The organism is Modestobacter sp. NPDC049651 (genome assembly GCF_040659695.1).
Lineage (GTDB): Bacteria > Actinomycetota > Actinomycetes > Mycobacteriales > Geodermatophilaceae > Modestobacter.
In genome coordinates this window covers 119,613-144,915 of sequence record NZ_JBFAOG010000010.1, presented here as the reverse complement: position 1 = coordinate 144,915, position 25,303 = coordinate 119,613, and the positions used below count along the sequence as shown (strand labels likewise).

Below are 25,303 nucleotides of genomic sequence, written 5' to 3'. Positions count from 1 at the left end.
CCGGGCCGCCACCCCCGCTGCCCGACAGCGGGCGGCCCGCGGCCTAGCGTGCCGCCATGACCGGTGCGCTCCAGGTGGTCCCGTGGTCGGCCGGTGGGTGGACCAGCCCGCCCGTCTCGGTGGCCGGGGAGGGGCCCGACCTGCTCGTCACCGCGGTGCGCGGCAGCGACGCCTGGCGGCACACCGCCTACGGGTTCGTCCGGGACGACGCGCACGCGCTGCTGGCCCCGCTGGCCGACCCGGGCGCGGTCGAGGTGACCTTCGACGCGGCGTACGACCAGCAGTTCGACCAGGCCGGGCTGGTGCTGCGGGCCGGCGCGGAGACCTGGCTCAAAGCCGGCGTGGAGGTGTCCGACGGCGCCCTGCAGCTCGGCGCGGTCGTGACGCTGGGCCGCTCGGACTGGTCCGTGGCCCCGGTGCCGGGCTGGGCCGGCCGCCGGGTGACCGTGCGGGCCAGCCGCGCCGGCGACGCGGTCACCGTGCGCGCGCGGGTCGACGACGAACCGTTCCGGCTGGTGCGGGTGGCGCCGTTCCCGGCCGGTGTCGCGCTGTCCGCGGGGCCGTACTGCTGCGCGCCGACCCGCGACGGGCTCACCGTGCGGTTCCGCCGGTGGGCGACCGGCCCGGCCGACGCGCAGCTGCACTGAGCCGCGCGCCGGCCGCGCGTGCGGCGGTCAGCGGTCGGGGTCGTCGGCGAGCGGCCACCCGCCGGCCGCCAGCCGCGACGAGACCCGGTTGACGTCGTCCGCCGAGGGCTCGTCGAGGGTGGCGGCGTTGACCATCCGCTCGACGTCCGCGGTCGTGATCACCTCGCCCTGCGCGGCGAGGCCGGCGAGGTCCGCGGCGATCTGGTGCACCTCGGTGTCGGTGAGCTTCCGGCGCAGCAGCCCGAGCAGCACGACGTAGTCCTGCTGCGGGACGCCGGCCGGGTACCCCGCGCGCAGCCAGTCGACGACGCGGGCGGCGAAGTTGGTGTTGGCGTTGGTGCTGGTCACCGGGGCTCCCTCAGGACTTGTCGACCAGGGTCGGGACGACGTGCTCGAAGCTGAACGTCTTCCCGAAGCCGCTGGCCACGACGTAGGTGATGCCGAGTGCGACGCAGGCGAGCACGACGGCGAAGCACAGGACGCCGAGCACCCGGCCCAGCGGGTGGGGCACGGCGGCCGCCCCGCCGTCCGGGTGGGTCTCGGCCTCCCCGCCGGTGCCCCAGGCCATCGCCCGGATGCCGGCGGAGAACAGCACCGGGAGCCCGGCGCCCAGCAGCAGGCCGACCAGCAGGATCTTGCCGAGGGCCTGCAGTTCCAGTCCGAGGACGTGCACGGTGGCCCGCTCCCTAGCTCATGCTCGCGGGGGTGCGCTCGGCCTCCGCCGGCGCGTCCCACTCGTCGTTGACGTTGCCCGCGTGCACCGGCTGCCGCCGGGACCGGGCGTAGATGGCCCCCGCCGCGGCGACCAGCAGCGCGGTGACCACGAGCGCGCCGAGGACCCCGCCGCCCAGGCCGTGGGCGATGTACCACATGACCGCGCCGACGACCGCCGACGCCGGGATGGTGATCAGCCAGGCGGTGACCATCCGGCCGGCCACCCGCCAGCGCACCGTGGCGCCGGGCTTCCCGACGCCGGTGCCGAGCACCGAGCCGGTGGTCACGTGGGTGGTCGACAGCGCGAACCCGAGGTGGCTGGAGACCAGGATGACCGCCGCGGACGAGGTCTCGGCGGCCATGCCCTGCGGCGGCGCGATCTGGACCAGCCCCTTGCCGAGGGTGCGGATGATCCGCCAGCCGCCGAGGTAGGTGCCCAGGGCGATGGCCAGCGCGCAGACGCACTTCACCCAGAACGGGATGCCGGTGGTCGACGTCCAGTGGCCCGACGCGATCAGCGCGAGCGTGATGACGCCCATCGTCTTCTGCGCGTCGTTGGTGCCGTGCGCGAGCGAGACGAGCGACGCCGAGCCGATCTGGCCCCAGCGGAAGGCGCGGTCGGTGTAGCGGGCGGCGACGCCGACCACCACCCGGTAGACCAGCCAGGTGCCGACGGCGGCCACGACGCCGGCGACGACCGGCGACGCGATGGCCGGCACGATCACCTTGCCGACGACGCCGTCGATCTTCGAGCCGTCACCCTGCCAGTTGACGCCGCTCCAGCCCAGCCCCGCGATGGTCGAGCCGATGAGCCCGCCGAACAGCGCGTGCGAGGAGCTGCTGGGGAGGCCCAGCAGCCAGGTGAGCAGGTTCCAGACGATCGCGCCCACCAGGCCGGCCAGCACGATGGTGAGCAGGTCGGCGCCGCCCCCGCCGAGGAGCTCCGCACGGGGTGTGCCGTCGGCGTCCTGGATGTGCACGACCGCGTTCGTGACGGTGAGCGCGACCTCGACGGAGAGGAACGCGCCGACCAGGTTCAGGACGCCGGAGAGCGCGACGGCGACCTTCGGGGGGAGGGCGTGCGTGGCGATGGAGGTCGCCATCGCGTTCGCGGTGTCGTGGAAGCCGTTGGTGAAGTCGAACGAGAGCGCCACCACGACGACCAGCACCAGGATGACGGTTGCTGAGTCCACGGCGACCACACTGGCCCCCTGGACGAGCGGGCACACCGTGGACGTGCCCTCCCGGCGCAGAGTTCAGCTGCGCCGGGAGAGCCGTTCACCCGCCGTTCACCTGCCGGCGCGGGTCGGGACCAACGACCGTGGTCCACGTCGCACCCGGCGGGCAGCCTCGACCGCGCAACGGCGGGGCGGCGAGGAGGCCGGCATGGGCGGACGGCGCAGTGCGGTACGGGGACCCGGGAGCGCGGGAGGGCGGCTGGTGGTGGTGCGGCGGCCGGTCGCGGTGCGCGCGCCGGTGGCCGCCAACGCGGTGGCGGTCGGCAGGACGGCGCTCGGCGCGCTGGCCGTGGGGTCGTTCGCCGTCGGCGCGCTGGCCGCGGGGGCGGTCGCCATCGGCATGCTGCGGATCGGCCGGCTGAGCGTGCGCCGTGCCGAGATCTCCGACCTGCGGGTGGGCGAGCTGCGGGTCGGCGGCCGCGTGGTGTCCGGGCCGGCCGCCGACGCGCAGCCGTTCGTCGGCTGAGCCCGCTCAGCCCCCGGGCACCGTCGCGACCAGCCGGGTGAGCACGTCGTCCAGCACCTCCGGCGACGTGGCGAAGTTCAGCCGCGCGAAGCCGGCGCCGCCGGGCCCGAACTCCGGCCCGGCGCTGAGGGCGACCCGGCCGCGCTCCAGCAGCACCTGCGCCGGGTCGTCGCCCCAGGCCAGCGCCCGCAGGTCCAGCCAGCTGAGGTAGCCGGCGTCCGGCGGGGTGTGGCCGACGCGCGGCGCCTCGTCCGCCAGCCGGCGGGCGACCTCGTCGCGGTTGGCGCGCAGCCGCGCCAGGACGCCGGCCAGCCAGGCGTCACCGGCGGTCCACGCGGCGCAGGTGGCCGCGACGCCGAGCAGGTTGACCTGGCCGAAGAGGTCCGGCGGCTGCGCGTCGCGGGCGGCCAGCAGCCGGTCGTCGCCGACGTGCGCCACCGCGGTGCGGATGCCGGCGAGGTTGAACGCCTTCGTGGCCGAGGTGATCGTGACGGTGCGCGCCGCCGCGTCGTCGTCCAGCGAGGCGAACGGCACGTGCCGGTGCGGTGCCTGCACCAGGTCGGCGTGCACCTCGTCGGACAGCACGAGCAGGTCGTGCCGGCGGGCGACGTCCGCCAGCTGCGCCAGCTCGGCCCGGGTGAAGGCCCGGCCCGTCGGGTTGTGCGGGTTGACCAGCAGCAGCGCCCGGCAGCCGGTCTCCCGGACGTCCCGGTCGAACCGTTCGGCGTCGAACGCCCAGCCGGCCGGCCCGTCCTGCACGGGGACCGGCACCAGCCGGCGGCCCATGGTGGCCAGCGACGCCAGGAACGGCGGGTAGCACGGGGTGAGCACGGCGACGGCGTCCCCGGGCTGCGTGCCCAGGTGCAGCACCAGCTGCACGCCCTGGATGAGGTCGGTCAGCTCGCGTACCCGCGCCGGCTCCACGGCCCAGCCGTACCGCTCCTGCATCCGCCGGGCGAACGCGTCCCGCAGCGGCGTGCCGGCCGGCCAGTCGGGGTAGCCGAGGTCGGCGCGGTCGACCAGGTCGTGCAGCGCGTCGCGCACCACCGCCGGCACGGGGAAGTCCATGTCGGCCACCCAGGCGGGCAGCACGTCCGGCGCGACGCGGTGCCACTTGACGCCGTCCTTCGCGCGCAGCCAGCCGCGGTCCAGCCGGTCGAAGCCGGGATCGGCGGTCATGCCCGCGCCTCCGCGACCAGGGCGTCGCGCAGGACCTCCATCTGACCGTGGTGCTGCACCAGCTCCTCGAGCACGTGCAGCAGCGCGGCGCCCCGGGTGCCGATGCCGTCGGGCCCCAGGTACTCCGCAGGCGGCTCGGCGGTCAGCGGGGCGCCGGGGTCGGCGGCCACGACGTCCGCCGCCAGCTGCGCGCGGACGGCGTCCGCCCGGGCGAGCAGCGGACCCACCGGGCCCCGCGCGCGGAACTCCGCGTCCCGGTCGCGCTCGACCGGCCGCCCCGCGACCAGGTGCCCGCACCAGTAGTCGACCACCCCGAGGCAGTGGGTGAGCAGCGCGTACGGGGTGTTCGCGCCGGGCACCGCGGGCCGCTCGTTGGCGCGCTCGTCCCCGAGGGCGGCCACCAGGTCGCGCATCCCGGCCAGCGCCCGGTCGGCGCACTGCAGGTACTCGGGCGCGGCCACCAGCCGCGGGCCCTCGGTCGTCGGTCGCATCGCACTCCTCGTCACCGGTCTGATCGGTGACGCAGACCCTGGCCACCGAGCCCGTCACCTGTCAAGCTGGTGACGTGCCCGATCCGTTCGTGTTCGTCAGCGGCCGCCCCTCCCTCGACCTGGCCGGCACGCTCAAGTGGCGCCGGTCCGAGCCCGAGGAGCTGCTGGGCGCGCCGGAAGCCGCAGCCCGCTGGGCGGTGGACGCCGGGCTCGTGGACACGCCGCCCGAGGTCGACGCCGCCGGGCTGGCCGACGTGCACGCCGTGCGCGAGGCGGTCTACGCCCTGGCGCTCGCGCGCAGCGAGCAGCGGCCCTGGGACGCCGGCGCGCTGGCGCAGCTGGAGCGGGCAGCCGGGCCGGTGCCGGTCACCCCGCGGCTGCAGCCCGACGGGTCGCTGCGCCGCACCGGGCAGCTCGCCGCGGTGCTGTCCGCGGTGGCGCGGGACGCCGCCGAGCTGCTCGGCGGCCCCGAGGCCGAGCGCATCCGGGAGTGCGCCGGGGAGGCGTGCACCCGGCTGTTCGTCGACGCCTCCCGCGGCGCGCCGCGCCGCTGGTGCGGCATGCAGGAGTGCGGCAACCGGGCGAAGGCCGCCAGCTACCGCCGGCGCCGGCGGGCTCCCGCCTGAACGCTCAGCCCGCGACGAGCTCGATGACGGTGACCTCCGGGCGGGCACCCACCCGCATCGGCGGGCCCCAGTACCCGGCGCCGGCGGTGACGTAGAGCTGGGTGCGGCCGTGCCGGGACAGCCCCTCCACCACCGGCTGGTCGAGCCGGACGGCGGCGTCGAAGGGCCACAGCTGGCCGCCGTGGGTGTGCCCGGACAGCTGCAGGTCGACCCCGGCGGCCTGCGCCTGCGTGACCTGGACGGGCTGGTGGGCGAGCAGCACCACCGGCCGGCTGTCGTCCCGGCCGTCGAGCGCGGCGTCCAGGTCGGCGCCGTGCCCGGGCAGGCCGGAGTCCGCGGCGGTGCGGTCGTCGATGCCGGCCAGGTCGAGGGCGGCACCGCCGCGGCCGAGCGCGACCCGCTCGTTGCGCAGGACCTCGATGCCCAGCGTGGGCAGGTGCCGCAGCCACGCCCGGGTGTCGACGAAGTACTCGTGGTTGCCGGTCACGAAGAAGGCGCCGTCCCGGCTGACCAGGTCGCGCAGCGGGGCGACGTCCTCGCGCAGGTCGGCGACCTCGCCGTCGACCAAGTCGCCGACGACGGCCACGGCGTCCGGGCGCTGGGCGTTGACCAGCTCGACGACGCGCTCGAAGCGCCGGCCGCCGTAGGTGCGCGACAGGTGCCCGTCGGAGAAGGTGACGATCCGGTAGCCGGCCAGCGCGGGGTCCAGCCCGCTGATAGCGACCGGCACCCGGCGCACCACCGGCGCGGAGTTCGCCAGCACCGCCCCGGTGCCCGCCGTCCCGAGCGCCACGGCGCCGGCGGTCACCGCCAGCGACCGGGCCAGGAACAGCCGCCGCGGGACGTCGGCTGGCTCGGGGGCACGGTCAGGCTCGGGGGCATGGTCGGTCCCGGGGGGTGGGTCGGTCCCGGGGGGTGGGTCGGTCCCGGGGGCACGGTCGGGCTCGGGGGCATGGTCGGCCGGGGGCGCGGCGACGGCCCGGGCCCGGCGGCGCTGCGCCGCCCGCAGCACCCAGCGCACCGGCTCCAGCGCCAGCAGCGCGAGGAACGCGTAGAACGCGACCCCCAGCCAGCTGTAGCCGACCCTCTCCACCGCCGTCTGCACCGCACCGGGCAGGAACGCCTCGCCGGTCACGGCCAGCGGCACCAGCGCGGCGAGCACCACGAGCACGGCGGTGAGCCGGCGGCGCACCCGCCCGGGCCGGGTGGTGCCGCGCACCAGCCGGGCCCAGAACAGGCCGTGCAGCAGCACCACGGCCAGCAGGACGACGACCCCGAACCCGAGCTCCGCGATCAGCGACACACCGCCCCCTCGTCCGGCGGGTGCTCCGCCACCCGGTGCACGCTCACCGGGGGCCGCCGAGGCGCCGGGTGATCCCGCGCGCGGTGGCGTGCAGCAGCGGCACGTGCTCCCGCGCCCGGCCGTCGTTCGGCACCACCACCGACAGCGCCGCGACCACCTCGCCGTCCCCGTCGCGCACCGGGACGGCCACCCCGGTGGCCTCGGGGTGCTGGTGGCCGGCCAGCACCGCGCACTGGGTGCGGCGCACCTCCGCGAGCGCGGTGCGCAGCTGCACCGCCGTCCGGAAGCCGGCCGGCGTGACCGGCCGCAGCGGCCCCGCCAGCACGCGCTCCTGCAGCTCCCGCGGGGCGTGCGCGAGCAGCACCAGCCCCGAGGAGGACGTGGGCAGCGGCAGCCGCCCGGCCACCCGCGAGAAGTTGACGACGGCGTCGCGGGCGGTGAGCCGCTCGACGAACAGCACCTCGTCGCCGTCGAGCACCCCGAGCTGCGCGGAGTGGCCGACGACCGCGTGCACGTCCTCCAGGAAGGGCATGGCGGCGTCCCGCAGCGACACGGTGGCCGAGGCGCGGGCGCCGAGCTCCCACAGCCGGACGCCGACCCGCACCCGCCGGTCGGGCCCGCGCTCGAGCAGGCCGTGCGCGACGAGCTCGGCGACCAGCCGGGACGCCGTCGCCACGTGCAGGCCGCTGCGCCGGGCCACCTCGCCGACCGGGAGCACCGGGTCGTCGGTGGTGAACGCCTCGAGGACGCGCACGGCGCGGGCCAGCACCGACTCGCCGGTCGGGGTCCGCGCCACGCACCGAGTGTGACACGGGTCTCTCGTCCATTGAGAAACGGCTACGGCCGGCGGGGGGTGCGACCGCATCCTCGTCCGCATCGACGACGAGGAGGTCGGAGTGCTGGTGGCAGAGCAGCCGTCGGGGGCCGCGCGACGCGCGGTCGACCGGAGGCTGGTGCGCGTGGTCGAGAAGACGCCGGTGGCCGACGGGGTCGTCACCCTGACCCTGGCCGCCGCCGACGGGGGGCGGCTGCCGGACTGGGCGCCCGGCGCGCACGTCGACCTCACGCTGGCCAACGGGCTCACCCGGCAGTACTCGCTGTGCGGCGACCGCTGGGACGCGCACACCTACCGGGTCGGCGTCCTGCTCGAGCCCGCGAGCCGGGGCGGCTCGGCGCACGTGCACCGCGAGCTCGAGCCCGGCTCCCTGGTGGGCCTGGGCGGCCCACGCAACAACTTCCCGCTCGTGCCGGCGGAGTCCTACCTGTTCGTCGCCGGCGGCATCGGCATCACCCCGCTGCTGCCGATGATCGCCCAGGCGGACCTGCTGGGCGCCGACTGGCGGCTGCTCTACGTCGGCCGCCGGCGGTCGTCGATGGCCTTCCTCGACGAGCTCTCGCCGTACGGCGACCGGGTGGTGGTGGCGCCGCGGGACGAGCGCGGGCCGGTCGAGCTGGCCGGCTTCCTCGGCGCACCCCGGCCCGGCACGCCGGTCTACGCGTGCGGCCCGGCGCGGCTGCTCGCCGGGCTCGCGGACGTGTGCGCCGCCTGGCCCGCCCGGACGCTGCGCACCGAGCGGTTCACCGCCGTGGACACCGGGATGCCGGCCCTCGCGACGTCGTTCGAGGTGGAGCTCCGCCGCACGGGCCGCACGGTGACCGTCACCCCCGACGTCTCGGTGCTCGAGGCGGTGGCCACCGCGGGCGTCGAGGTGCTGTCCTCCTGCCGGCAGGGCACCTGCGGCACCTGCGAGACGACCGTCCTCGCCGGCGAGCCCGACCACCGCGACTCGCTGCTCGACGACGACGAGCGCGCCGCCGGTGACTGCATGTACCCCTGCGTGTCCCGCTCCCGCGGCGACCGCCTCGTCCTGGACCTCTGACCCCACCCACCCCCGGTTTCTCGCGAGAAACCGGACTGGTTCCTCGCGAGGAACCGGAGAGGAGCCACTGTGAGCCTGCTCGAGACCAGCGCCGGCCTGCCGGTGAGCGACGTCGACCCGTTCAGCCACGACGTGCTCGAGGACCCGCTGCCGATGCACGAGCAGCTGCGGGAGGCCGGCCCGGTCGTCCACCTGAGCCGGTACGACGTGTTCGCCCTCGCCCGCTACGCCGAGGTGCACGCCGCGCTGGCCGACTGGCAGCAGTTCCAGTCGGCGGCCGGTGTCGGCCTGAGCAACTTCCGCACCGAGAAGCCCTGGCGCCCGCCGAGCCTGCTGCTGGAGGCCGACCCGCCGCGGCACGACGCGCCCCGCCGGGTGCTGGCGAAGGTGCTCGGTCCCCGGGCGCTGCGGCACCTGCACGACCGCTGGGTGGCCGACGCCGAGCAGCTGGTCGACGAGGTGCTCGCCGCGGGTCCCGAGTTCGACGTCGTCCCCGCGCTCGCGCAGGTGTTCCCGCTGCGGGTGTTCCCCGACGCGGTCGGCATCGGGCAGAGCGGCCGGGAGAACCTGCTGCCCTACGGCGACCACGCGTTCAACGCGTTCGGCCCGGCCAACGACCTGGTGGCGAAGGGGGAGCCGCGGGTCGCGGAGCTGTCGGGCTGGGTGGGGGAGCAGTGCCGCCGGGAGGCGTTGTCGGACGACGGCTTCGGCGCCGCGATCTGGGCGATGGCCGACCGCGGGGAGGTCACCCCGGAGCAGGCGCCGCTGATGGTGCGCTCCCTGCTCACCGCCGGTGTCGACACGACGGTGCACGGCATCTCCGCCGTCCTCTACGGCCTGGCCACCCATCCGGAGGCCTGGGCCCGGCTGCGCGAGGAGCCGTCGCTCGCCCGGGTCGCCTTCGACGAGGCGGTGCGCTGGGAGTCGCCGGTGCAGACGTTCTTCCGGACGACGACCACCGACGTCGCCATCGGCGGCACCGTCGTCCCCGAGGGCCGCAAGGTGCTGATGTTCCTGTCCGCCGCCAACCGTGACCCGCGGCGCTGGGCCGAGCCCGACCGGTTCGACCTGACGCGCGACCCGTCCGGGCACGTCGGCTTCGGCATGGGGCTGCACCAGTGCGTGGGCCAGCACGTCGCGCGGCTGGAGGCCGAGGCGGTGCTCACCGCGCTGGTCCGGCGGGTGCGGTCGATCGAGCTGACCGGCCCGGTCCGGCGGCACCACAACAACACGCTGCGCGCGCTGGACAGCCTGCCCGTGCGGGTCGTCCCGGCCTGACGGCGCACCGCGCCGCCAGGCCGGGGGTCCTCCGTCAGTCGTAGACGATGACGCCGCGGATGTTCTTGCCGGCGTGCATGTCCTCGTAGCCCTTGTTCACCTCGTCGAGGGTGTAGCGGGTGGTGATGAGCTCGTCCAGCTTGAGCCGGCCGTCCTGGTAGAGCTGCAGCATCTTGCGGATGTCGGTGTGCGGGTTGGAGTCGCCGAACAGCGCGCCCTCGATCTTCTTGGCGAACAGCGTCATCTCCCCGATCGAGACCGGGATCCCGACCTCCTGCAGGTTGCCGAGCCCGGTGACGATGACCGTGCCGGCCTTGCGGATGGCGCGGAACGCCTGGGCCACGTGCTCGCCGGTGGTGACGCCGATCGTCACGATCGCCTTGTCCGCGCCCTGGCCGTTGGTGACGCTCCGGGCGAACTCGTCGGCCTCCTCGATGCTGGCGAACACCTCCGTCGCGCCGAGCTCGCGGGCGGTCTCCAGCTTGAACTCGACCGGGTCGACGGCGATGACGTGCGTGGCGCCGGCGTGCGCGGCGCCCTGGACGGCGTTGATGCCGATGCCGCCCACGCCCATCACGATCACCGTCTCGCCCGGCTCGACCCGCGCCGCGGTGACCGCCGACCCCCATCCGGTGCCCACGCCGCAGCCGGTGAGGCAGGCGACGTCCAGCGGGATGTCCTTGTCGATCTTCACCGCCGAGTCGGCGCTGACGGTGGTCACCTCCGCGAACGTGCCCAGCCCGCACATCTGGCCGACCGGGGTGCCGTCGGGGAGGGAGAACCGGAAGCTGGACGGGTCGTCGAACCGGGCACCGACCAGCAGCCCGGCGCCCAGGTCGCAGAGGTAGGACATGCCCGAGGCGCACCAGCGGCACTTGCCGCAGGCGGGCAGGAAGCTGAAGACCACGTGGTCGCCCTCGGCGAAGCCGGGGGTGTTCGGGCCGACGGCGGTGACGACGCCGGCGCCCTCGTGCCCGCCGGCCATCGGGTAGTGCGCGACCGGGATGTCGCCGGTGGCCAGGTGGTCGTCGGAGTGGCACAGACCGGACGCGGCCAGCTTCACCTGGATCTCGCCGGGGCGCGGGTCGTCGGCGATCAGGTCGACGACCTCGAAGGTGCCGGGGGCCGAGCGCATGATCGCGCCGCGGGTGTTGACGGGCACGGGTCCCTCCTCCTGCCCTCGACGCCGAGGGCGTGCGTGGGCGCGCCGCTGCGCCCGGCCGCACCGTATGGCGCAGGTCACACCGTGTCGACGGTCGTGCAACGTCCGGGCCCCGGGCTGCAACGTGCTGCGGGCAGGGCCTGGCTGCTGCGGGAGGGGATCGGGTGCGGTAGGCAGCAGGCATGACCGCGAGCTTCTTCGCCCTGTACCGCACCCCCGACGACCCGGCCGAGTTCGAGCAGCACTACTTCGGCACCCACGTGCCGCTGGTCGAGCGCACCCCCGGGCTGGTCGAGAACCGGGTGCACCGGGTCACCCGCCAGCTGGTCGGCAAGCCGGCGTACCACCTGCTCGCCGAGCTGGTCTTCGAGTCGCCCGAGGCGATGAAGGAGGCGTTCGGGACCCCGGAGTGGGCCGCCGCGGGCGAGGACCTCAGCTCCTGGGGTGGCATGGACCTGGTCACCATGTTCACCGCCGCGCCGCACGCCGCCGGTGAACCCGACCCCTCAGCCGCCGAGCCGGGCGAGCAGTGACGCGCGGGGCAGCGCGGCCTGCACCGTGCTGCCCCGCCCCACCTCGCGGCCCTCGCCGTCGACCGCGGTGAGCGCGCAGGTCAGCCGGTTCCCCCGCACCTCGGTGCAGGTGGCCGTCACCAGCAGACGGGCGCCCACCCGGCTGGGCGCCAGGTGCTCGACGGCGACCGACCGGCCGATGCCGTCCTCGTCCGGCTCGAGGTGGCGGAGCATCAGCTTGCGGCCGGCCTCCTCGAAGTGCTTGGCCATCGAGTAGGTCGCGTAGACCGGGTGCACCGGCCCCAGCTCGTCGAACCGGACGGTCATCTCCTCGGTGACGACGACCTCGACGGTCGCCGTCGCGCCGACCGGGACCTCCCTCACGCGGCTGTGCCCGTCACGCGTCGAAGTCCACGGTCACCGCGTCGGTCACCGGCAGCGCCTGGCAGGTGAGCACGAACCCGGCCGCCACCTCCGCCGGCTCCAGCGCGTAGTTGCGCCGCATCCGCACCTCGCCCGCGGTGACCTTCGCCCGGCAGGTGCCGCACACCCCGCCCTTGCAGGCGAACGGCAGGTCGCCGCGCACCCGTTGGGCGGCGTCCAGCACCGGCACGTCGCGCGGCACGGCGAGCGTCGTCGTCCGGCCGTCGAGGACGACGGTCGCCGCGACGGCGTCCCCGGCGACCATCTCCTCGTCGCCGCGCACCGGCGCGGGTGGCAGGTCGTCGACGAAGAACAGCTCCTGGTGCACCCGCTCGGCCGGCACGCCCAGCTCGGCGAGCAGCTCCCGGGCGTCGGTGACCATGCCGTGCGGCCCGCACAGCCACCAGTGGTCGACGGCCGCCGGGTCGGTGAACGCACCGACCAGCGTGCGCAGCCGGTCCCGGTCGAGCCGGCCGCTGGTCAGCTCGGTGTCGCGCGGCTCCCGGGAGAGCACGTGCACCAGCTGCAGCCGGGGGCCGTGCGCGTCCTTCAGGTCCGCCAGCTCGTCGGCGAACATCACCGTGTCGGTGCGGCGGTTGCCGTAGAGCACGGTCGCGGTCGAGACGCCGTCCCGCAGCACCGTGCCGGCCAGCGACAGCACCGGCGTGATCCCCGAGCCGGCGACGACGAACACGTGGTCGCCGGGCACCGACAGGTCGGCGGTGAACGCCCCGGCCGGGGGCAGCACCTCGATCCGGTCGCCCGGCCGCACGTCGTGCACCAGCCAGGAGGAGAACAGGCCGCCGGGCACCTCGCGGACCCCCACCCGCGGCCGGGCGCCGGCCGGCGCGCAGATCGAGTACGAGCGGCGTTCGTCGCGCCCGCCGTCGACCCGGCGCAGGGTGAGCGCCTGCCCGGGGCGGAACGCGTAGTCCCCGGCGAGCTCGGCCGGGACGTCGAAGGTCACCGCCACCGCGTCGTCGGTGAGCCGCTCGACCCCGGCGACGGTCAGCGGGTGGAACTGCGGCCGGCGCCGCTGCGTGCCCGTCACCTGCTCAGACCTCCTTCACGTGCTCGAACGGCTCCCCGCACGCCCGGCACCGGCGCAGCGCCGTGCAGGCGGTCGGCCCGAACTCGCTGGTCTGCTCGGTGTCCGGCGAGCCGCAGACCGGGCAGGACGCCGTCCGCCGGGGTGGGCCCAGCTGCAGCGGCACCGGCCCCGCGGTGCGCACCGGGGCGCGGCCGGGCGGGGCGATGCCGGCCGCGGCGAGCTTGGCGCGGCCCGCGGCGCTGATCCAGTCGGTGGACCAGGCGGGGGAGAGGACGGTGCGCACGTCGACGTCGGCGAACCCGGCCCGGTGCAGCGCGTGCACCAGGTCGGCGCGCATGACGCCCATCGCCGGGCAGCCGGTGTACGTGGGCGTGATCTCGACGACGACCGTGGCGTCCTCGGTGCGGACGTCGCGCAGCACCCCGAGGTCGGCGAGGGTGAGCACCGGCAGCTCGGGGTCGGTGACGGTCTCCGCGACCGCGCGGGGGTCGGGCAGCACGCCGGTCACCAGGTCGCCGCCGGGTGCTCCCGCGCGAGCCCCTGCAGGGTCGCGAGCAGCGCGGTCAGCTCCGCACCGTGTACGCCCGCCCGGCCGCGCGGGGGTGTGTCGGCGGGCCACGCCGGCACCCGGAGCGTGGCCTGGTCCAGCACCTGGGTGAGCACCGACCGCACCTCGTCCCGGACGTCGGCGGGGTCGACCGCCACCCCGGCCGCGGCCAGCCGGCGCTCGACGTCGGTGGCGGTGAACAGGTCGGCGAGCAGCGGCCAGACGGCGTCCGCGCCGGCCTGCGCGCGGCGGTGCGACTCCGCCGTGCCGTCGCCCAGCCGCAGCACCCAGCGGGCGGCGTGGTCGCGGTGGTAGGCCAGCTCGTGCACGCCCTTGCCGGCGATCGCGGCCAGCACCGGGTCGCGCGACGTCCGCAGCCGGGTGAAGACCGCCAGCCGCACGGTCGCGGCCACCAGCAGCCGGACCACCGTCTGCGCGAAGTCGCCGTTCGCCGCGACGACCAGCCCGGTGCAGCGGAACTCGTCGGGGTCGCGGAAGTACGCCAGCGCGTCCTCGTCCGGGATGGTCGCCGTCGCCCGCTCGCGCGAGCGCCCGAGCACCCCGACGGAGCCGGCGCGGGCCAGCAGCAGCCGCGCCTGGCCGAGCAGGTCCAGCGCGGTGTTGCCGATCGCCACCTCCTCCTCCAGCTCCGGGGCGGCGGTGGTCCACTCGGTCAGCCGCTGGGCGAGCACGAGCGCGTCGTCGCCGAGCATCAGGCAGTACGCGCCCAGGTCGGCGGGGTCGACGCCCTCGGGCACGGTGGTGTCGACACCGGCCAGCGGCTCGTCGAAGCCGGTACCGAACGCCCACTGCCCGGCGTCCCCGGGCGCACCGGTCAGCGCGTCGTAGACCGTCTCTTCGTGCACGGTGCCTCCTGTCGGAGTGGATCGGTCGCGCTGACGCCGACGGATCCACTCCGCTCACATGTGGGGGACGTCCTCGGGCAGGTCGTAGAACGTCGGGTGGCGGTAGACCTTGTCGCCGCTGGGGGCGAACATCGGGTCCTTCTCGTCCGGGGACGACGCGGTGATGTGCGCGGCCCGCACCACCCAGATGCTCACGCCCTCGTTGCGCCGGGTGTAGAGGTCGCGGGCGGCGTGCACGGCCATCTCGTCGTCCGGGGCGTGCAGCGAGCCGACGTGCACGTGGTTGAGCCCGCGCTTGCCGCGCACGAACACCTCGTACAGCGGCCAGTCCCGCCGCGCGGTCACGCGTGCTCTCCCGCGTGCTCGGCGGCGTGCTTCGCGGCGTAGGCGCTGGCCGCCTCGGTCACCCACGCGTTGCCGTCGCGGGCCGCGCGGCGGCGGGCGATCCGCTCGGCGTTGCACGGGCCGCCGCCGGAGATGACCCGCTTGAGCTCGTCCCAGTCGACGGGGCCGAACCGCCAGTGGCCGGCGTCGGCGTCCCAGCTGAGGTCCGGGTCGGGCAGCGTGACGCCGAGCGCCTGCGCCTGCGGCACGGACATGTCGACGAACCGCTGGCGCAGCTCGTCGTTGCTGTGCCGCTTGATGCCCCAGGCCATCGACTGCGCGGAGTTCGGGCTGTCGGTGTCGGGCGGGCCGAACATCATCAGCGACGGCCACCACCACCGGTCGACGGCGTCCTGCACCATCGCCCGCTGCGCGTCGGTGCCGCCCATCATCGTCAGCAGCAGCTCGTAGCCCTGCCGCTGGTGGAACGACTCCTCCTTGCAGATCCGGATCATCGCCCGGGCGTACGGACCGTAGGAGGAGCGGCACAGCGGCACCTGGTTGCAGATCGCCGCGCCGTCGACCAGCCAGCCGATCACCCCGACGTCGGCGTAGCTGAGCGTCGGGTAGTTGAAGATCGAGCTGTACTTCTGCCGGCCCTCGATGAGCTTGTCGGTGAGGTCCGCGCGGTCGACGCCGAGCGTCTCCGCCGCCGAGTACAGGTACATGCCGTGCCCGGCCTCGTCCTGCACCTTGGCCAGCAGCACGGCCTTGCGGCGCAGGCTCGGCGCGGCCAGCAGCCAGTCGCCCTCGGGCTGCATGCCGATGATCTCCGAGTGCGCGTGCTGCGCGATCTGCCGGACCAGCGTCTTCCGGTACCCCTCCGGCATCCAGTCGCGCGGCTCGACCCGGTGCCCGGCGGCGATCGTGGCGTCGAAGTGCTGCTGCAGGGCTGTCTCGTCGAGCACAGCGGTCTGGTCGGGCACGGCGGTCTCGTCGGGCACAGCGGGGGGCGCGGTGGGCGCGGTCATCTCGCTCCTCCATTTACTGACCGAGCGGTCGGTAATAGTCTGCCTCGGGGTGATCCCGGACACAAGCAGGGGGCAGCGATGACGACGACCGGTGCGCGCACCCGGCGGCTCGGCGAGACGCCGGCCCCGGACACCCTCGACCCGGCCGAACGGATGGGACTCGACGAGCTGCGCACGCTGCAGCTGGACCGGCTGCGGACGACGTTGCGGCGCGCCTACGAGCACGTCCCGCACCACCGCCGGGCCTTCGACGCGGCCGGCGTCCACCCCGACGACGTCCGGGACCTCGCCGACCTGGGCCGGTTCCCGCTGACCAGCAAGGCCGACCTGCGCGCGGAGTACCCGTTCGGGATGTTCGCCGTCCCGCGCGAGCAGGTGCGCCGCGTGCACGCGTCGTCGGGTACCACCGGGAAGCCCACGGTGGTCGGCTACACCGATGCCGACCTGCGCACCTGGGCGGCGCTGATGGCCCGCTCGATCCGCGCGGCGGGCGGGCGGCCCGGCGACCTGCTGCACAACGCCTACGGGTACGGCCTGTTCACCGGCGGGCTCGGCGCGCACGCCGGAGCGGAGGCGCTGGGCTGCACCGTCGTCCCGGTGTCGGGCGGGATGACCCCGCGGCAGGTGCAGCTGATCACCGACTTCCGGCCCCGGATCATCATGGTCACGCCGTCCTACATGCTCACCGTGCTCGACGAGATGGAGGCACAGGGCATCGACCCGCGCTCGACCAGCCTGGAGATCGGCATCTTCGGCGCGGAGCCGTGGACCGAGCAGCTGCGGCAGGAGATCGAGGAGCGCGCCGGGCTGCACGCCGTCGACGTCTACGGGCTGTCGGAGGTGATGGGCCCCGGCGTCGCGCAGGAGTGCGGGGAGACCAAGGACGGCCTGCACGTCTGGGAGGACCACTTCTACCCGGAGGTCGTCGACCCGGTCACCGGCGAGGTCCTGCCGGACGGCGAGGAGGGTGAGCTGGTGTTCACCTCGCTGACCAAGGAGGCGATGCCGGTGGTCCGGTACCGCACCCGCGACCTCACCCGGCTGCTGCCCGGCACCGCCCGGCCGGCGATGCGGCGGATGCAGAAGGTCACCGGCCGCACCGACGACATGATCATCCTGCGCGGGGTCAACCTGTTCCCCACGCAGATCGAGGAGGTCGTGCTGCGCACCCCCGGCCTGTCGCCGCACTTCGCGCTCGAGCTCACCACCCGGCAGCGGATGGACCACCTGGTGTGCCGCATCGAGGCGCGCCCGGACTGCCCGGCCGACCGGCGGGCGCCGGCCGCCGCCGAGGTCGCCCGCGCGGTCAAGGACACGGTGGGGACGACGATCGAGGTGCTCGTCGTCGACCCGGACACGCTGCCGCGGTCGGTCGGCAAGCTGCAGCGCATGACGGACAACCGGCAGCGGCCGTGACGAGCACGGTGCGGCGGGGGCGGCCCGGGCACTCGGTGGACTCGCTGCTGGAGGTCGCCGTCGCGGTCTTCAACGAGCGCGGCTACGACGCCACCAGCATGGACGAGCTCGCCGGGCGGCTCGGCGTGACCAAGTCGGCGATCTACCACCACGTGCCCAGCAAGGTGGAGCTGCTGCGGCTGGCGCTGGACCGGGCGCTGGACGGGCTGTTCGCGGTCACCGAGGAGCCCGGTGCGACGACCGGCCCGGCGATCGACCGGCTGGAGCACGTCGTCCGCGGTTCGGTGCGGGTGCTCACCGAGCGGCTGCCCTTCGTCACCCTGCTGCTGCGGGTGCGCGGCAACTCCGAGGTCGAGCGGGCGGCGCTGCGGCGGCGGCGCGAGTTCGACCGGGTGGTCACCGGGCTGGTGCGCGCCGCGGAGGAGGAGGGCGACGTGCGCCCGGACGTCGACCCCGCCGTCACCAGCCGGCTGCTGTTCGGCACCGTCAACTCGCTCACCGAGTGGTACCGCCCGGGCGGGGAGCTGTCCGCTGACGCGCTCGCCGACGCGCTGGTCACCGTCGCCTTCGCCGGGCTCCGCACCCGCTGAGGACTGCGAGCCCTCCGCTCAGAGCTCCAGCACCTGGACGGCGACCAGGTAGGAGGCGGCGACCGCGGCCGGGTCGTGCAGGTCGCCGGGGTCGTGAGGAACGGCGGCGGCGCGGGCGCGCAGCGCGGCACCGGGGTCGATGGCCACCAGGTCGGCGCACATCCCCGCGATGACGGTCCCGGCGTCGTGCTCGTCCAGCCCGTCGAGCACGAGGCCGTTGTGCACCCGGGTGGCGGCCTCGTCGAACACCTCGCGGGCCAGCTCGGGGTCGACGTCCGGGCGCACCCGGCTGACGGCCTCGGCGGCCGCGCGGAACTGGTCGAACGGCGGGCCCGTGGGAACGGCAGCCATCCCGCCAGCCTGGCACCGCCGCGCACCACCCGACAAGCGGGCCGGGTCAGAGGTCGCCGAGGGCGGTGACCGGCTGCTCGACGCAGTCGGCGACCGACCGCAGGAACCCGCCCGCCGTGCCGCCGTCGCAGGCCCGGTGGTCGAAGGCCAGGCTGAGCTGGGCCACCGACCGGACGGCGAGCTGCCCGTCGACCACCCACGGCCGCGGCACGATGCGGCCGATGCCCAGGATCGCCACCTCCGGGTGGTTGATGATCGCCGCCGACCCGTCGACGCCGAACACGCCGTAGTTGTTCACCGTGAACGTGCCGCCGGTCAGGTCGGCGGGCGCGAGCCGGCCCTCGCGGGCGCGGGCGGTGCGCTCGGCCAGCGCCGCGGACAGCTCCCGGGTGGTCAGCCGGTGCGCGTCCCGGACCAACGGCACGACCAGCCCGCGGTCGGTCTGCGCGGCGAAGCCCAGGTGGACGGCGTCGGGCAGCACGATCGCGTCCTGCTCGACCCGGCCGTTGAGCTCGGGGTACCGGGCCAGGCCGACCAGCGCGAACCGGGCGAGCAGCGCGAGCAGCCCCACCGGCCGGGCGGGGTCGCGGGCGTTCAGCGCGGCCCGCGCGGCGAGCAGGTCGGTGGCGTCGACGTCCACCCACACGGTCGCCTCGGGGATCTCCCGCCGGGACCGGCTGAGCTTCTCCGCGGTCGCCCGGCGCACCCCGGTCAGCGGGACGCGCCGGACGCCGGGCCGGTCGTCCGGTGCCGGTGCGGCGGGCACGGGGGCGGTGCGGGCGGCGAGCGCGGCCTCGACGTCCCGGCGGGTGATCGTGCCGCCGTACCCGCTGCCGGTCAGCTGCCGCAGGTCCAGGCCCTCGGCGCGGGCCAGCCGCCGCACGATCGGCGAGATGACCGCGACGGCGGTGGGTGCGGGGGACGGCACGGCCGCCGCGTGCTCCGGCACCGGCCGGCGTCCCCGCCGCCGGCCGGCCCGCCGGGGCGGCGCGGACGACGTGCCGTAGCCGATCAGCACGTTCCCCGAGCCCGCGTCGGCCGGGTCGTCCTGGGCCGGGGCGGGCGTGGTGACGCCTGGCTCGGCGAACCCGGTCGGCTGGACCTCGATCAGCGGGGCTCCCACGGCCACTGCCTCGCCGGGCGCACCGTGCCGCCGGGTGACCACGCCGGCGAAGGGCACCGGCACCTCGACCGCCGCCTTCGCCGTCTCCACCTCGACGACCGGCTGGTCGACCGCGACGGTGTCCCCGTCCTCGACCAGCCAGGTCACGACGACCGCCTCGGTGAGCCCCTCGCCGAGGTCGGGGAGCAGGAAGACCGGCACGTCAGTGCTCCTTCCGCGGCGGGTCGACCTCGTCGTCCCACTGGAGCCGGGCGATCGCGTCGAGCACCCGGTCGACGGTCGGCAGGTGGTGCTGCTCCAGCCGCGGCGCCGGGTAGGGCACGTCCAGGCCGGTGACCCGCAGCACCGGCGCGGCGAGGGAGTGGAAGCACTGCTCGGTGACCCGGGCGGCGACCTCCGCGCCGTAGCCGCCGAAGCCCTGCGCCTCGTGCACGACCACCGCGCGGCCGGTGCGGCGCACCGACGCGGTCACCGTCTCGTCGTCGAACGGCGCCAGCGAGCGCAGGTCCACGACCTCGACGTCCCACCCCTCCTCGACGGCGGCGTCGGCCGCCTCGAGGGCGGTGGCGACCGTGCCGCCGTAGGTGATCAGGGTGACGTCGGCGCCGGGCCGGCGGACCACGGCGCGGTCGATCGGCAGCGGGTCGGCGCCCAGCACGGCCGTCTCCTTGGCCCAGTAGCGGCGCTTGGGCTCCAGGAACACCACCGGGTCGGGGCAGTCGACCGCCGCCCGCAGCAGCGCGTAGGCGTCGGCGGGGGTGGCCGGGGTGACGACCCGCAGGCCCGGGGTGTGCGTGTAGTAGGCCTCGGAGGAGTCGGAGTGGTGCTCGACGCCGCCGATGCCGCCGCCGTAGGGCACGCGCACGACCACCGGCAGCGCCACCGCGCCGCGGGTGCGGTTGCGCATCTTGGCCAGGTGGCTGGTGACCTGCTCGAACGCCGGGTAGGCGAAGGCGTCGAACTGCATCTCCACCACCGGGCGCAGGCCGTTCATCGCCATGCCGATCGCCGTCCCGACGATCGCGCTCTCCGCCAGCGGCGTGTCGAACACCCGCCGGTCGCCGAACCGGGCGGCCAGCCCGTCGGTGACCCGGAAGACGCCGCCGAGGGTGCCGACGTCCTCGCCGAAGACGACCACCCGGTCCTCGGCGGCCAGCGCGTCGGCCAGCGCCCGGTTGAGCGCACCGGCCATCGTGACCGGCGCAGCGCCGGCCGCCGGCAGGGTGGTGGTCACCGCCCACCCCCGGGGGCCGCGTCGGCGAGCTCCTCGGCCAGCAGCTCCCGCTGCGCCCGCAGCTGCGCGGTGGGCTCGGCGTAGACGTGGTCGAACAGCTCGAGCGGATCGGGCTCGGTGTCGGCGGACATGCCCGCCCGCACCCGCTCGGCGAGCTGCTCGGCCTCGGCGGCCAGCGCGGTCCGCCGGTCGTCGTCGAGCAGGCCCCGGGCGGTGAGCAGCCGCTCCAGCCGGTCGACCGGGTCGCGGTCGGCCCAGGCGGCGACCTCCTCGGCGCTGCGGTAGCGGGCGGCGTCGTCGGCGTTGGTGTGCGGCTCCATCCGGTAGGTGAGCGCCTCGACCAGCGTCGGCCCACCGCCGGCCGCGGCCCGGGCGACCGCCCCGGCGACGACGGCGTGCACCGCGGCCGCGTCGTTGCCGTCGACCAGCACCGCCGGGACGCCGAAGCCGACGCCCCGGTGCGCCAGCGACGGCGCCGCGGTCTGCTTGGCCAGCGGCACGCTGATCGCGTAGCCGTTGTTCTGCACCAGGAACACCACCGGCGCGGACCAGACGCCGGCGCAGTTGAGGGCCTCGGACGTGTCGCCCTCGCTGGTGGCCCCGTCGCCGAGCAGCACCAGCGCGACGGTGTCCTGACCCTGCAGCCGCGCGGCGTGCGCCAGGCCGACGGCGTGCAGCGTGTTGGTGGCCAGCGGGGTGCACTGCGGGGCGACCCGCCGGTCGTGGGGGTCGAAGCCGCAGTGCCAGTCGCCGCGGAACAGCCTGAGGACGTCGAGCGGGTCGACGCCGCGGCTGACCACGGCGACCGAGTCCCGGTAGGTGGGGAACAGCCAGTCCTGGGGGCGCAGCGCCGTCACCGCGCCCACCTGGCAGGCCTCCTGCCCGCGCGAGGACGGGTACACCGCCAGCCGGCCCTGCCGGGTCAGCGCCGTCGCCTGGGTGTCGAAGCGGCGGCCCAGCACCATCCGCCGGTGCAGGTCGGCCAGCACGTCGCCGGCCGGCATCGGCAGCGTCGACCCGACCTGCGTGCCGGCCGGGTCGACCAGCTGCAGCGGGGTGGCGGTGGGCAGCAGGTCCCAGCCGGGCGGGCCGGCCAGCTCCGCGGCCATGTGCCGGTCGTGGTCGTGGGCGTGGTCGTGCGGGTGGGGGACCGGGGGAGCGGCCATGGCGACCTCCGAGCAGTGCGACCTGTGTCACACACTCTGCGACCGCGATGATCTTCCGTCCAGACCGGCGGAGAGGTCCCGGACGAGCGGCCGGCGGTGTCCGTCCGGGCGGTGGCGCGCCGGACGGACGGCGTCGCTCAGCGCGGCGCGGCGACCGGCTGTCCGGCGAGCGGATCTCCCACCTCGTCCAGCACCAGCACCGTCTGGGTCGCCCGCACGCCCGGGATGGCCTGCAGCGTGTTGAGCACCAGGTCGCGCAGCGCGCCCGCGTCCGCGGCCCGGACCAGCAGCACCAGGTCGTGGTCGCCGGAGACCAGCGCCGCGTGCCAGACCTCGGGGATGGCGCTGATCCGCTGGCGGACGTCCTTCCAGGTGTGCTGGGCGATGCGCAGGTTGACGAACGCGGTGACCGAGAGCCCCAGCCGGGCCGGCTCGACCCGGGCCGCGTAGCCGGTGATCACCCCGTCGCGCTCCAGCCGCTGCACCCGGGCGTGCACGGCTGCCCGCGACGCGTGCACCTGCTCGGCCAGCGCCCGCACCGACAGCCGCGCGTCGGCGCGCAGCGCCGCGACGATCCGCCGGTCGACGTCGTCGAGGCCGGGGGGCGGGGTGCCCGGACGCGCGGCGGTCGGGGGCTGGTCGGTCACGGCAGCAGTGTGACCCACGCCGCTCGCCGCGCGGCCCGCGGTGCGGGCGCCCTCCCCCCGGGTAGGGACGTGCGCATGGGCGTGCGGAACGCGGCGGTGGCGGCCAGCGGCCGGTGGACCGACCCGGACGGGATCCGCCGGCCGGCGGGGGAGGTGCACGGCTGGGAGCCCGGCCGCAACGAGACGGTGTGCGGGCTGTCGCTGAGCAGGTCGGGACTGGTCCGGTTCCCGCACACCAGCTGGGCGGACGTGCAGCCGGAATCGGGGCGGCACGCCGACGAGGTGGCCGACGTCTGCCGCCGCTGCCGGGCCGGGCTCGGCGGCCGGCGGGACGAGCGGGGCTGGACCCGGACGAACCCGCGCCCCTGACCCGCCCGCCGGAACCGGCCTTGCGGGCGGCGCGGCGGGTGGCGAGCGTGGCTCCCAGCCGGGGACGAGCCCCGCGGAGCCGGGGGAGACCACGTGACCGATCGCAGCGACCGCACCCGGTGGGCCGCGGTGCTGAGCCTCATGACCGCCGGGGTCGTCGCCGCGGCCCAGATCGGCAAGGGCGCCGCGGCGCTGCCGGTGCTGGCGGACGACTTCGGGCTGAGCGCGGCGGCCGGGGCCTGGTTCCTCTCGGTGATGAGCGCCCTGGGCGCGGTGCTGGGTGCCGTGCTCGGCTGGACGGGGCAGGCGGTCGGCTTCCGCCGCCAGGTCCAGGCCGGCCTCGGGGTGCTGCTGGTCGCGCAGCTCGCCGGCGCAGCCGTCGACTCGACGGCCTGGCTGCTGGCCGACCGGGTGCTCGAGGGGCTCGGCTTCGTGCTCGTCGTGCTGGCCGCGCCCGGGCTGCTGCCGGCCGTCTCCGCCCCCGGGCAGCGCCGGCTGGTGGTCGGTGCCTGGGGTGCCTACATGCCGGTGGGGTCCGGGCTGGCCGCGCTGCTCGTGCCGGTGGGCATCGCCGGGCTCGGCTGGCGCACCACCTGGCTGCTGGACGCGCTGGCCGCCGCGCTGGCACTGGTGGCGATCGGCCTGTGCGTGCCCGGCGACACGGCCGGGGCCCGGCCCCGCGCGGACGGCCTGGTGCGGGCGCTGCGCACGCCGGGCGTCCTGTGCCTGGCCGGCGTGTTCGGGGTGTACGCCGGGCAGTACCTCGCCGTCGTCGGGCTCTTCCCCGGCGTCCTGGTCGACGACGGCGGCCTGTCGGCGACCGCCGCGGGTGTGGTCACCGGGATCGTCTTCCTGGTCAACGCCCCGGGGAACGTGCTCGGGGCGTGGCTGCAGCACCGCGGGGTGGCCCGCTGGCGGCTCGTGGTGGTCGGCAGCCTGGCCATGGGGGTGACGGTGTGGGCCGTGCTGGACCCGGCGCTGCCGCTGGCCGCGCGGATCACCGCCGCCGTGCTGTTCTCCGCCGTCTCCGGGCTGGTGCCCTCGGCAGCGTTCAGCGGCGTGGCCACGATGACGGCGGGCACCGGTGCGGCCGGGGCGTCCGTCGGGCTGCTGATGCAGGGGTCGGGCATCGGCCAGCTGCTGGTCCCGCCGCTGGTCGTGGCCACCGGCGGCGCCGCGGCCGGCTGGACGGCGCCGCCGGCCGTGCTGTGCGCCCTGGCCGCGCTCGGCGTCCTCGGCGGGGTGGCCTACCGGTCGTGGGAGCGCCCGCCGGCGGCGGTGCCCCTCCCGGAACGCAGCGCGCCCCGGTCGCGGTGACCGGGGCGCGTTGCGGTGCGGAGCAGGAGACGACCGGTCGGGGCACGGGAGGCCCGTGCCCCGACCGGGGGTGATCAGTAGGCGCTGACCGGCTTGAAGGCGGCGGCACCGTCGTACTGGACGAGCGTGACCTTCGAGATGGCCGCGTCGTCCTTCTTGGTCGTGTCGACCGTGATGCCGTCGAGCAGCAGCGGCGCCTTGAAGTCCTTGATCGACTTCAGCGCGTCCATGAACGAGTCCCGGGTGGGCTCCTTCATCTTCGTGAAGGCCTGCTCGAGCACCGCGCCCTCGGCGTAGCTCCACGCGCAGTGCGGGGTGTACCCCTTGGCGATCTTGCTGCCGTACTGCTGGAAGGCCGCGTTGTAGGCCTTGACGTCCTCGTCGTTGGCGAACGCCGGGGAGCTCGGGGTCTTGGCGAACGACGGCGTGTAGACCGCGGGGTAGGCCGCGGCGCCGCCGGGCTGCAGGATGGTGGCCGGCGTCGAGGTGTTCGACGGCACGAAGATGCGCGGCAGCCAGCCCAGCGACTGCGCCTTGGTGAGCACGCCCACCTGCAGCGGCGTCACCGAGACCGCGCTGAGCAGCACGTCCGCCTTGCTGGACGCCAGCTCGGTCACCTGGCTGTCCAAGGTCGTGTCGGTCGGCTCGTACGTGGCGGACTTGACGACCTTGACCTGGCTGCCCTTGATGGCCTCGTTGAGGCCGTCGAGGTAGCTCTCGCCGAAGTCGTCGTTCTGGGCCAGCGTCGCCACGGTCAGCGGCTGGCCGGACTTGGCCAGCAGCTCACCGAAGGCGCGCCCCTCGGCCGTGTAGGTCGGCACGAAGCCGGTGGTCCAGGGGTGCTTCTCCTGGTCCTCCGAGAACTGGCGGGCGCCGGTCATCAGCAGCACCTGCGGCACCTTCTGCTGCTCCGCGATGGGCTGCACGGCCGCGTTGGTCGGCGTGCCGAGGGCCCCGATGTAGCCGAAGATCCCGTCGTTGACGAGCTGCCGGAAGTTCGACACGGCCTTGGCCGGGTCGTAGACGTCGTCGAGGTACTTGAAGTCGACCTTGCGGGTCTTCCCGTCACCGAACTTGAAGCCGCCGTCGGCGTTCTTCGCCTCGATGTAGGAGTCCAGCCCGGCGACCGAGCAGGACCCCGGGCCGGCCGTGGGGCCGCTGAGCGGGCTGCTGGTGCCGAGGCTGATCGAGTCGTCGGTGATGCCGGGGCTCGCGCTGCTGCCGCCGCCGTCCGAGCCGGAGTCCCCGCGGCCGCAACCGGACACGAGCAGCGCGGCTATCCCGACAGCGGCGACCACGCTGGTCGACCTGGCCTTGCTCACGGTGTTCGTCATTGAACTGCCTTTCCTGGT

General features: G+C 75.6%; 30 protein-coding genes. 10 read left to right on the top strand and 20 right to left on the bottom strand.

The genetic code is table 11. The annotated features are described in order from the left end of the window. The first annotated feature begins 56 nt into the window (after positions 1 to 56). Positions 57 to 647: a DUF1349 domain-containing protein gene (locus AB0J00_RS15255; RefSeq protein ID WP_357745941.1), complete on the top strand. Its 591-nt coding sequence runs from the start codon at positions 57 to 59 to the stop codon at positions 645 to 647. Positions 648 to 674: 27 nt separating this feature from the next. Here AB0J00_RS15255 and AB0J00_RS15250 read toward each other — a convergent pair whose 3' ends face one another. The 3 genes from AB0J00_RS15250 to AB0J00_RS15240 are packed head-to-tail and all read right to left on the bottom strand — an operon-like array spanning position 675 to position 2,554. Further along, the gene (locus tag AB0J00_RS15250) at positions 675 to 995 is read right to left on the bottom strand and encodes a DUF3349 domain-containing protein (RefSeq protein ID WP_357745939.1); all 321 of its coding nucleotides are present in this window, start codon (positions 993 to 995) and stop codon (positions 675 to 677) included. Between the two features lie 10 nt (positions 996 to 1,005). Further along, positions 1,006 to 1,320 (bottom strand): hypothetical protein, encoded by a 315-nt coding sequence (locus tag AB0J00_RS15245; protein WP_357745936.1) that lies wholly within the window; start codon positions 1,318 to 1,320, stop codon positions 1,006 to 1,008. Between the two features lie 13 nt (positions 1,321 to 1,333). After that, complete coding sequence (locus tag AB0J00_RS15240; protein WP_357745934.1) at positions 1,334 to 2,554, bottom strand: inorganic phosphate transporter; 1,221 nt, start codon at positions 2,552 to 2,554, stop codon at positions 1,334 to 1,336. Between the two features lie 247 nt (positions 2,555 to 2,801). Between AB0J00_RS15240 and AB0J00_RS15235 the strand changes: the two genes are divergently transcribed. Continuing rightward, entirely contained in the window at positions 2,802 to 3,065 is a 264-nt protein-coding gene (locus AB0J00_RS15235; protein WP_357745932.1) for a hypothetical protein, read from the top strand. 6 nt (positions 3,066 to 3,071) lie between these two features. Here the strand turns inward: AB0J00_RS15235 and AB0J00_RS15230 are convergent, their stop codons facing one another. Further along, a complete protein-coding gene (locus tag AB0J00_RS15230) occupies positions 3,072 to 4,244 on the bottom strand; it encodes an aminotransferase class I/II-fold pyridoxal phosphate-dependent enzyme (RefSeq protein ID WP_357745931.1) in 1,173 nt (390 codons plus the stop codon). Next, on the bottom strand, positions 4,241 to 4,735 hold the full coding sequence (locus AB0J00_RS15225; RefSeq protein ID WP_357745930.1) for a DinB family protein: 495 nt from the start codon (positions 4,733 to 4,735) through the stop codon (positions 4,241 to 4,243). Before AB0J00_RS15225 ends, AB0J00_RS15230 begins: the two co-directional genes overlap by 4 nt. Positions 4,736 to 4,809: 74 nt before the next feature. Between AB0J00_RS15225 and AB0J00_RS15220 the strand changes: the two genes are divergently transcribed. Continuing rightward, the gene (locus AB0J00_RS15220; RefSeq protein ID WP_357745929.1) at positions 4,810 to 5,361 is read left to right on the top strand and encodes a CGNR zinc finger domain-containing protein; all 552 of its coding nucleotides are present in this window, start codon (positions 4,810 to 4,812) and stop codon (positions 5,359 to 5,361) included. Between the two features lie 4 nt (positions 5,362 to 5,365). Here the strand turns inward: AB0J00_RS15220 and AB0J00_RS15215 are convergent, their stop codons facing one another. Further along, positions 5,366 to 6,664, bottom strand: a complete 1,299-nt coding sequence (locus AB0J00_RS15215; protein ID WP_357745927.1) for a metallophosphoesterase — start codon at positions 6,662 to 6,664, stop codon at positions 5,366 to 5,368. Between the two features lie 43 nt (positions 6,665 to 6,707). Further along, positions 6,708 to 7,460 (bottom strand): IclR family transcriptional regulator, encoded by a 753-nt coding sequence (locus tag AB0J00_RS15210; RefSeq protein WP_357745925.1) that lies wholly within the window; start codon positions 7,458 to 7,460, stop codon positions 6,708 to 6,710. A 163-nt stretch (positions 7,461 to 7,623) separates the two neighbouring features. Between AB0J00_RS15210 and AB0J00_RS15205 the strand changes: the two genes are divergently transcribed. Continuing rightward, the gene (locus tag AB0J00_RS15205) at positions 7,624 to 8,544 is read left to right on the top strand and encodes a PDR/VanB family oxidoreductase (RefSeq protein ID WP_357745922.1); all 921 of its coding nucleotides are present in this window, start codon (positions 7,624 to 7,626) and stop codon (positions 8,542 to 8,544) included. A 69-nt stretch (positions 8,545 to 8,613) separates the two neighbouring features. Then, a complete protein-coding gene (locus tag AB0J00_RS15200) occupies positions 8,614 to 9,822 on the top strand; it encodes a cytochrome P450 (RefSeq protein ID WP_357745919.1) in 1,209 nt (402 codons plus the stop codon). A 34-nt stretch (positions 9,823 to 9,856) separates the two neighbouring features. Here AB0J00_RS15200 and AB0J00_RS15195 read toward each other — a convergent pair whose 3' ends face one another. After that, positions 9,857 to 10,984: an NDMA-dependent alcohol dehydrogenase gene (locus AB0J00_RS15195; RefSeq protein WP_357745916.1), complete on the bottom strand. Its 1,128-nt coding sequence runs from the start codon at positions 10,982 to 10,984 to the stop codon at positions 9,857 to 9,859. A 182-nt stretch (positions 10,985 to 11,166) separates the two neighbouring features. On the opposite strand from AB0J00_RS15195, the gene AB0J00_RS15190 reads away from it, so the two are divergent. Then, the gene (locus AB0J00_RS15190) at positions 11,167 to 11,517 is read left to right on the top strand and encodes an EthD family reductase (protein ID WP_357745914.1); all 351 of its coding nucleotides are present in this window, start codon (positions 11,167 to 11,169) and stop codon (positions 11,515 to 11,517) included. On the opposite strand, the gene AB0J00_RS15185 is transcribed toward AB0J00_RS15190, so the two are convergent. The 6 genes from AB0J00_RS15185 to paaA are packed head-to-tail and all read right to left on the bottom strand — an operon-like array spanning position 11,491 to position 15,738. Further along, positions 11,491 to 11,880, bottom strand: a complete 390-nt coding sequence (locus AB0J00_RS15185) for a thioesterase family protein (protein ID WP_357745912.1) — start codon at positions 11,878 to 11,880, stop codon at positions 11,491 to 11,493. The two genes, AB0J00_RS15190 and AB0J00_RS15185, sit on opposite strands and share 27 nt — an antisense overlap. A 13-nt stretch (positions 11,881 to 11,893) precedes the next feature. Then, positions 11,894 to 12,970, bottom strand: coding sequence for a 1,2-phenylacetyl-CoA epoxidase subunit PaaE (gene paaE, locus AB0J00_RS15180; protein WP_357745909.1), 1,077 nt, complete (start codon positions 12,968 to 12,970; stop codon positions 11,894 to 11,896). Positions 12,971 to 12,974: 4 nt separating this feature from the next. Further along, entirely contained in the window at positions 12,975 to 13,469 is a 495-nt protein-coding gene (gene paaD, locus AB0J00_RS15175) for a 1,2-phenylacetyl-CoA epoxidase subunit PaaD (protein ID WP_357745907.1), read from the bottom strand. Positions 13,470 to 13,474: 5 nt separating this feature from the next. Beyond that, positions 13,475 to 14,383, bottom strand: a complete 909-nt coding sequence (gene paaC / locus AB0J00_RS15170; RefSeq protein ID WP_357745904.1) for a 1,2-phenylacetyl-CoA epoxidase subunit PaaC — start codon at positions 14,381 to 14,383, stop codon at positions 13,475 to 13,477. 54 nt (positions 14,384 to 14,437) lie between these two features. Further along, a complete protein-coding gene (paaB, locus tag AB0J00_RS15165; RefSeq protein WP_357745901.1) occupies positions 14,438 to 14,728 on the bottom strand; it encodes a 1,2-phenylacetyl-CoA epoxidase subunit PaaB in 291 nt (96 codons plus the stop codon). Then, positions 14,725 to 15,738: a 1,2-phenylacetyl-CoA epoxidase subunit PaaA gene (gene paaA, locus AB0J00_RS15160; RefSeq protein WP_357745898.1), complete on the bottom strand. Its 1,014-nt coding sequence runs from the start codon at positions 15,736 to 15,738 to the stop codon at positions 14,725 to 14,727. Before paaA ends, paaB begins: the two co-directional genes overlap by 4 nt. 78 nt (positions 15,739 to 15,816) lie before the next feature. Between paaA and paaK the strand changes: the two genes are divergently transcribed. Next, the gene (paaK, locus tag AB0J00_RS15155) at positions 15,817 to 17,154 is read left to right on the top strand and encodes a phenylacetate--CoA ligase PaaK (RefSeq protein WP_357745895.1); all 1,338 of its coding nucleotides are present in this window, start codon (positions 15,817 to 15,819) and stop codon (positions 17,152 to 17,154) included. Then, positions 17,151 to 17,744 (top strand): TetR/AcrR family transcriptional regulator, encoded by a 594-nt coding sequence (locus AB0J00_RS15150; protein WP_357745892.1) that lies wholly within the window; start codon positions 17,151 to 17,153, stop codon positions 17,742 to 17,744. Before paaK ends, AB0J00_RS15150 begins: the two co-directional genes overlap by 4 nt. An 18-nt stretch (positions 17,745 to 17,762) precedes the next feature. Here the strand turns inward: AB0J00_RS15150 and AB0J00_RS15145 are convergent, their stop codons facing one another. From AB0J00_RS15145 to AB0J00_RS15125, 5 genes are all read right to left on the bottom strand, one after another. Then, on the bottom strand, positions 17,763 to 18,095 hold the full coding sequence (locus tag AB0J00_RS15145; RefSeq protein WP_357745889.1) for a hypothetical protein: 333 nt from the start codon (positions 18,093 to 18,095) through the stop codon (positions 17,763 to 17,765). Positions 18,096 to 18,141: 46 nt separating this feature from the next. Then, a complete protein-coding gene (locus tag AB0J00_RS15140) occupies positions 18,142 to 19,419 on the bottom strand; it encodes a dihydrolipoamide acetyltransferase family protein (protein WP_357745887.1) in 1,278 nt (425 codons plus the stop codon). A 1-nt stretch (position 19,420) separates the two neighbouring features. Continuing rightward, positions 19,421 to 20,452, bottom strand: a complete 1,032-nt coding sequence (locus tag AB0J00_RS15135) for an alpha-ketoacid dehydrogenase subunit beta (RefSeq protein WP_357745884.1) — start codon at positions 20,450 to 20,452, stop codon at positions 19,421 to 19,423. Beyond that, complete coding sequence (gene pdhA / locus AB0J00_RS15130) at positions 20,449 to 21,618, bottom strand: pyruvate dehydrogenase (acetyl-transferring) E1 component subunit alpha (RefSeq protein WP_357745882.1); 1,170 nt, start codon at positions 21,616 to 21,618, stop codon at positions 20,449 to 20,451. Before pdhA ends, AB0J00_RS15135 begins: the two co-directional genes overlap by 4 nt. Before the next feature lie 137 nt (positions 21,619 to 21,755). Then, the gene (locus AB0J00_RS15125; protein WP_357745880.1) at positions 21,756 to 22,265 is read right to left on the bottom strand and encodes an Lrp/AsnC family transcriptional regulator; all 510 of its coding nucleotides are present in this window, start codon (positions 22,263 to 22,265) and stop codon (positions 21,756 to 21,758) included. A gap of 75 nt (positions 22,266 to 22,340) precedes the next feature. Between AB0J00_RS15125 and AB0J00_RS15120 the strand changes: the two genes are divergently transcribed. Both AB0J00_RS15120 and AB0J00_RS15115 read left to right on the top strand, forming a co-directional pair. After that, positions 22,341 to 22,634, top strand: coding sequence for a hypothetical protein (locus tag AB0J00_RS15120; protein ID WP_357745878.1), 294 nt, complete (start codon positions 22,341 to 22,343; stop codon positions 22,632 to 22,634). Positions 22,635 to 22,727: 93 nt separating this feature from the next. Continuing rightward, positions 22,728 to 23,951 carry an MFS transporter gene (locus tag AB0J00_RS15115; RefSeq protein ID WP_357745875.1) on the top strand — a complete coding sequence of 408 codons (1,224 nt, stop codon included), beginning with the start codon at positions 22,728 to 22,730 and terminating at the stop codon, positions 23,949 to 23,951. Between the two features lie 74 nt (positions 23,952 to 24,025). On the opposite strand, the gene AB0J00_RS15110 is transcribed toward AB0J00_RS15115, so the two are convergent. After that, positions 24,026 to 25,285, bottom strand: coding sequence for an ABC transporter substrate-binding protein (locus AB0J00_RS15110; RefSeq protein ID WP_357745872.1), 1,260 nt, complete (start codon positions 25,283 to 25,285; stop codon positions 24,026 to 24,028). Between the last annotated feature and the right edge of the window lie 18 nt (positions 25,286 to 25,303).

Coding starts and splice junctions, on each gene's coding strand:
- AB0J00_RS15255 (WP_357745941.1), top strand. CDS start 57: ATGACCGGTGCGCTCCAGGTGGTCCCGTGGTCGGCCGGTGGGTGGACC.
- AB0J00_RS15230 (WP_357745931.1), bottom strand. CDS start 4,244: ATGACCGCCGATCCCGGCTTCGACCGGCTGGACCGCGGCTGGCTGCGC.
- AB0J00_RS15225 (WP_357745930.1), bottom strand. CDS start 4,735: ATGCGACCGACGACCGAGGGCCCGCGGCTGGTGGCCGCGCCCGAGTAC.
- AB0J00_RS15190 (WP_357745914.1), top strand. CDS start 11,167: ATGACCGCGAGCTTCTTCGCCCTGTACCGCACCCCCGACGACCCGGCC.
- paaA (WP_357745898.1), bottom strand. CDS start 15,738: ATGACCGCGCCCACCGCGCCCCCCGCTGTGCCCGACGAGACCGCCGTG.
- paaK (WP_357745895.1), top strand. CDS start 15,817: ATGACGACGACCGGTGCGCGCACCCGGCGGCTCGGCGAGACGCCGGCC.
- AB0J00_RS15145 (WP_357745889.1), bottom strand. CDS start 18,095: ATGGCTGCCGTTCCCACGGGCCCGCCGTTCGACCAGTTCCGCGCGGCC.
- pdhA (WP_357745882.1), bottom strand. CDS start 21,618: ATGGCCGCTCCCCCGGTCCCCCACCCGCACGACCACGCCCACGACCAC.
- AB0J00_RS15120 (WP_357745878.1), top strand. CDS start 22,341: ATGGGCGTGCGGAACGCGGCGGTGGCGGCCAGCGGCCGGTGGACCGAC.
- AB0J00_RS15110 (WP_357745872.1), bottom strand. CDS start 25,285: ATGACGAACACCGTGAGCAAGGCCAGGTCGACCAGCGTGGTCGCCGCT.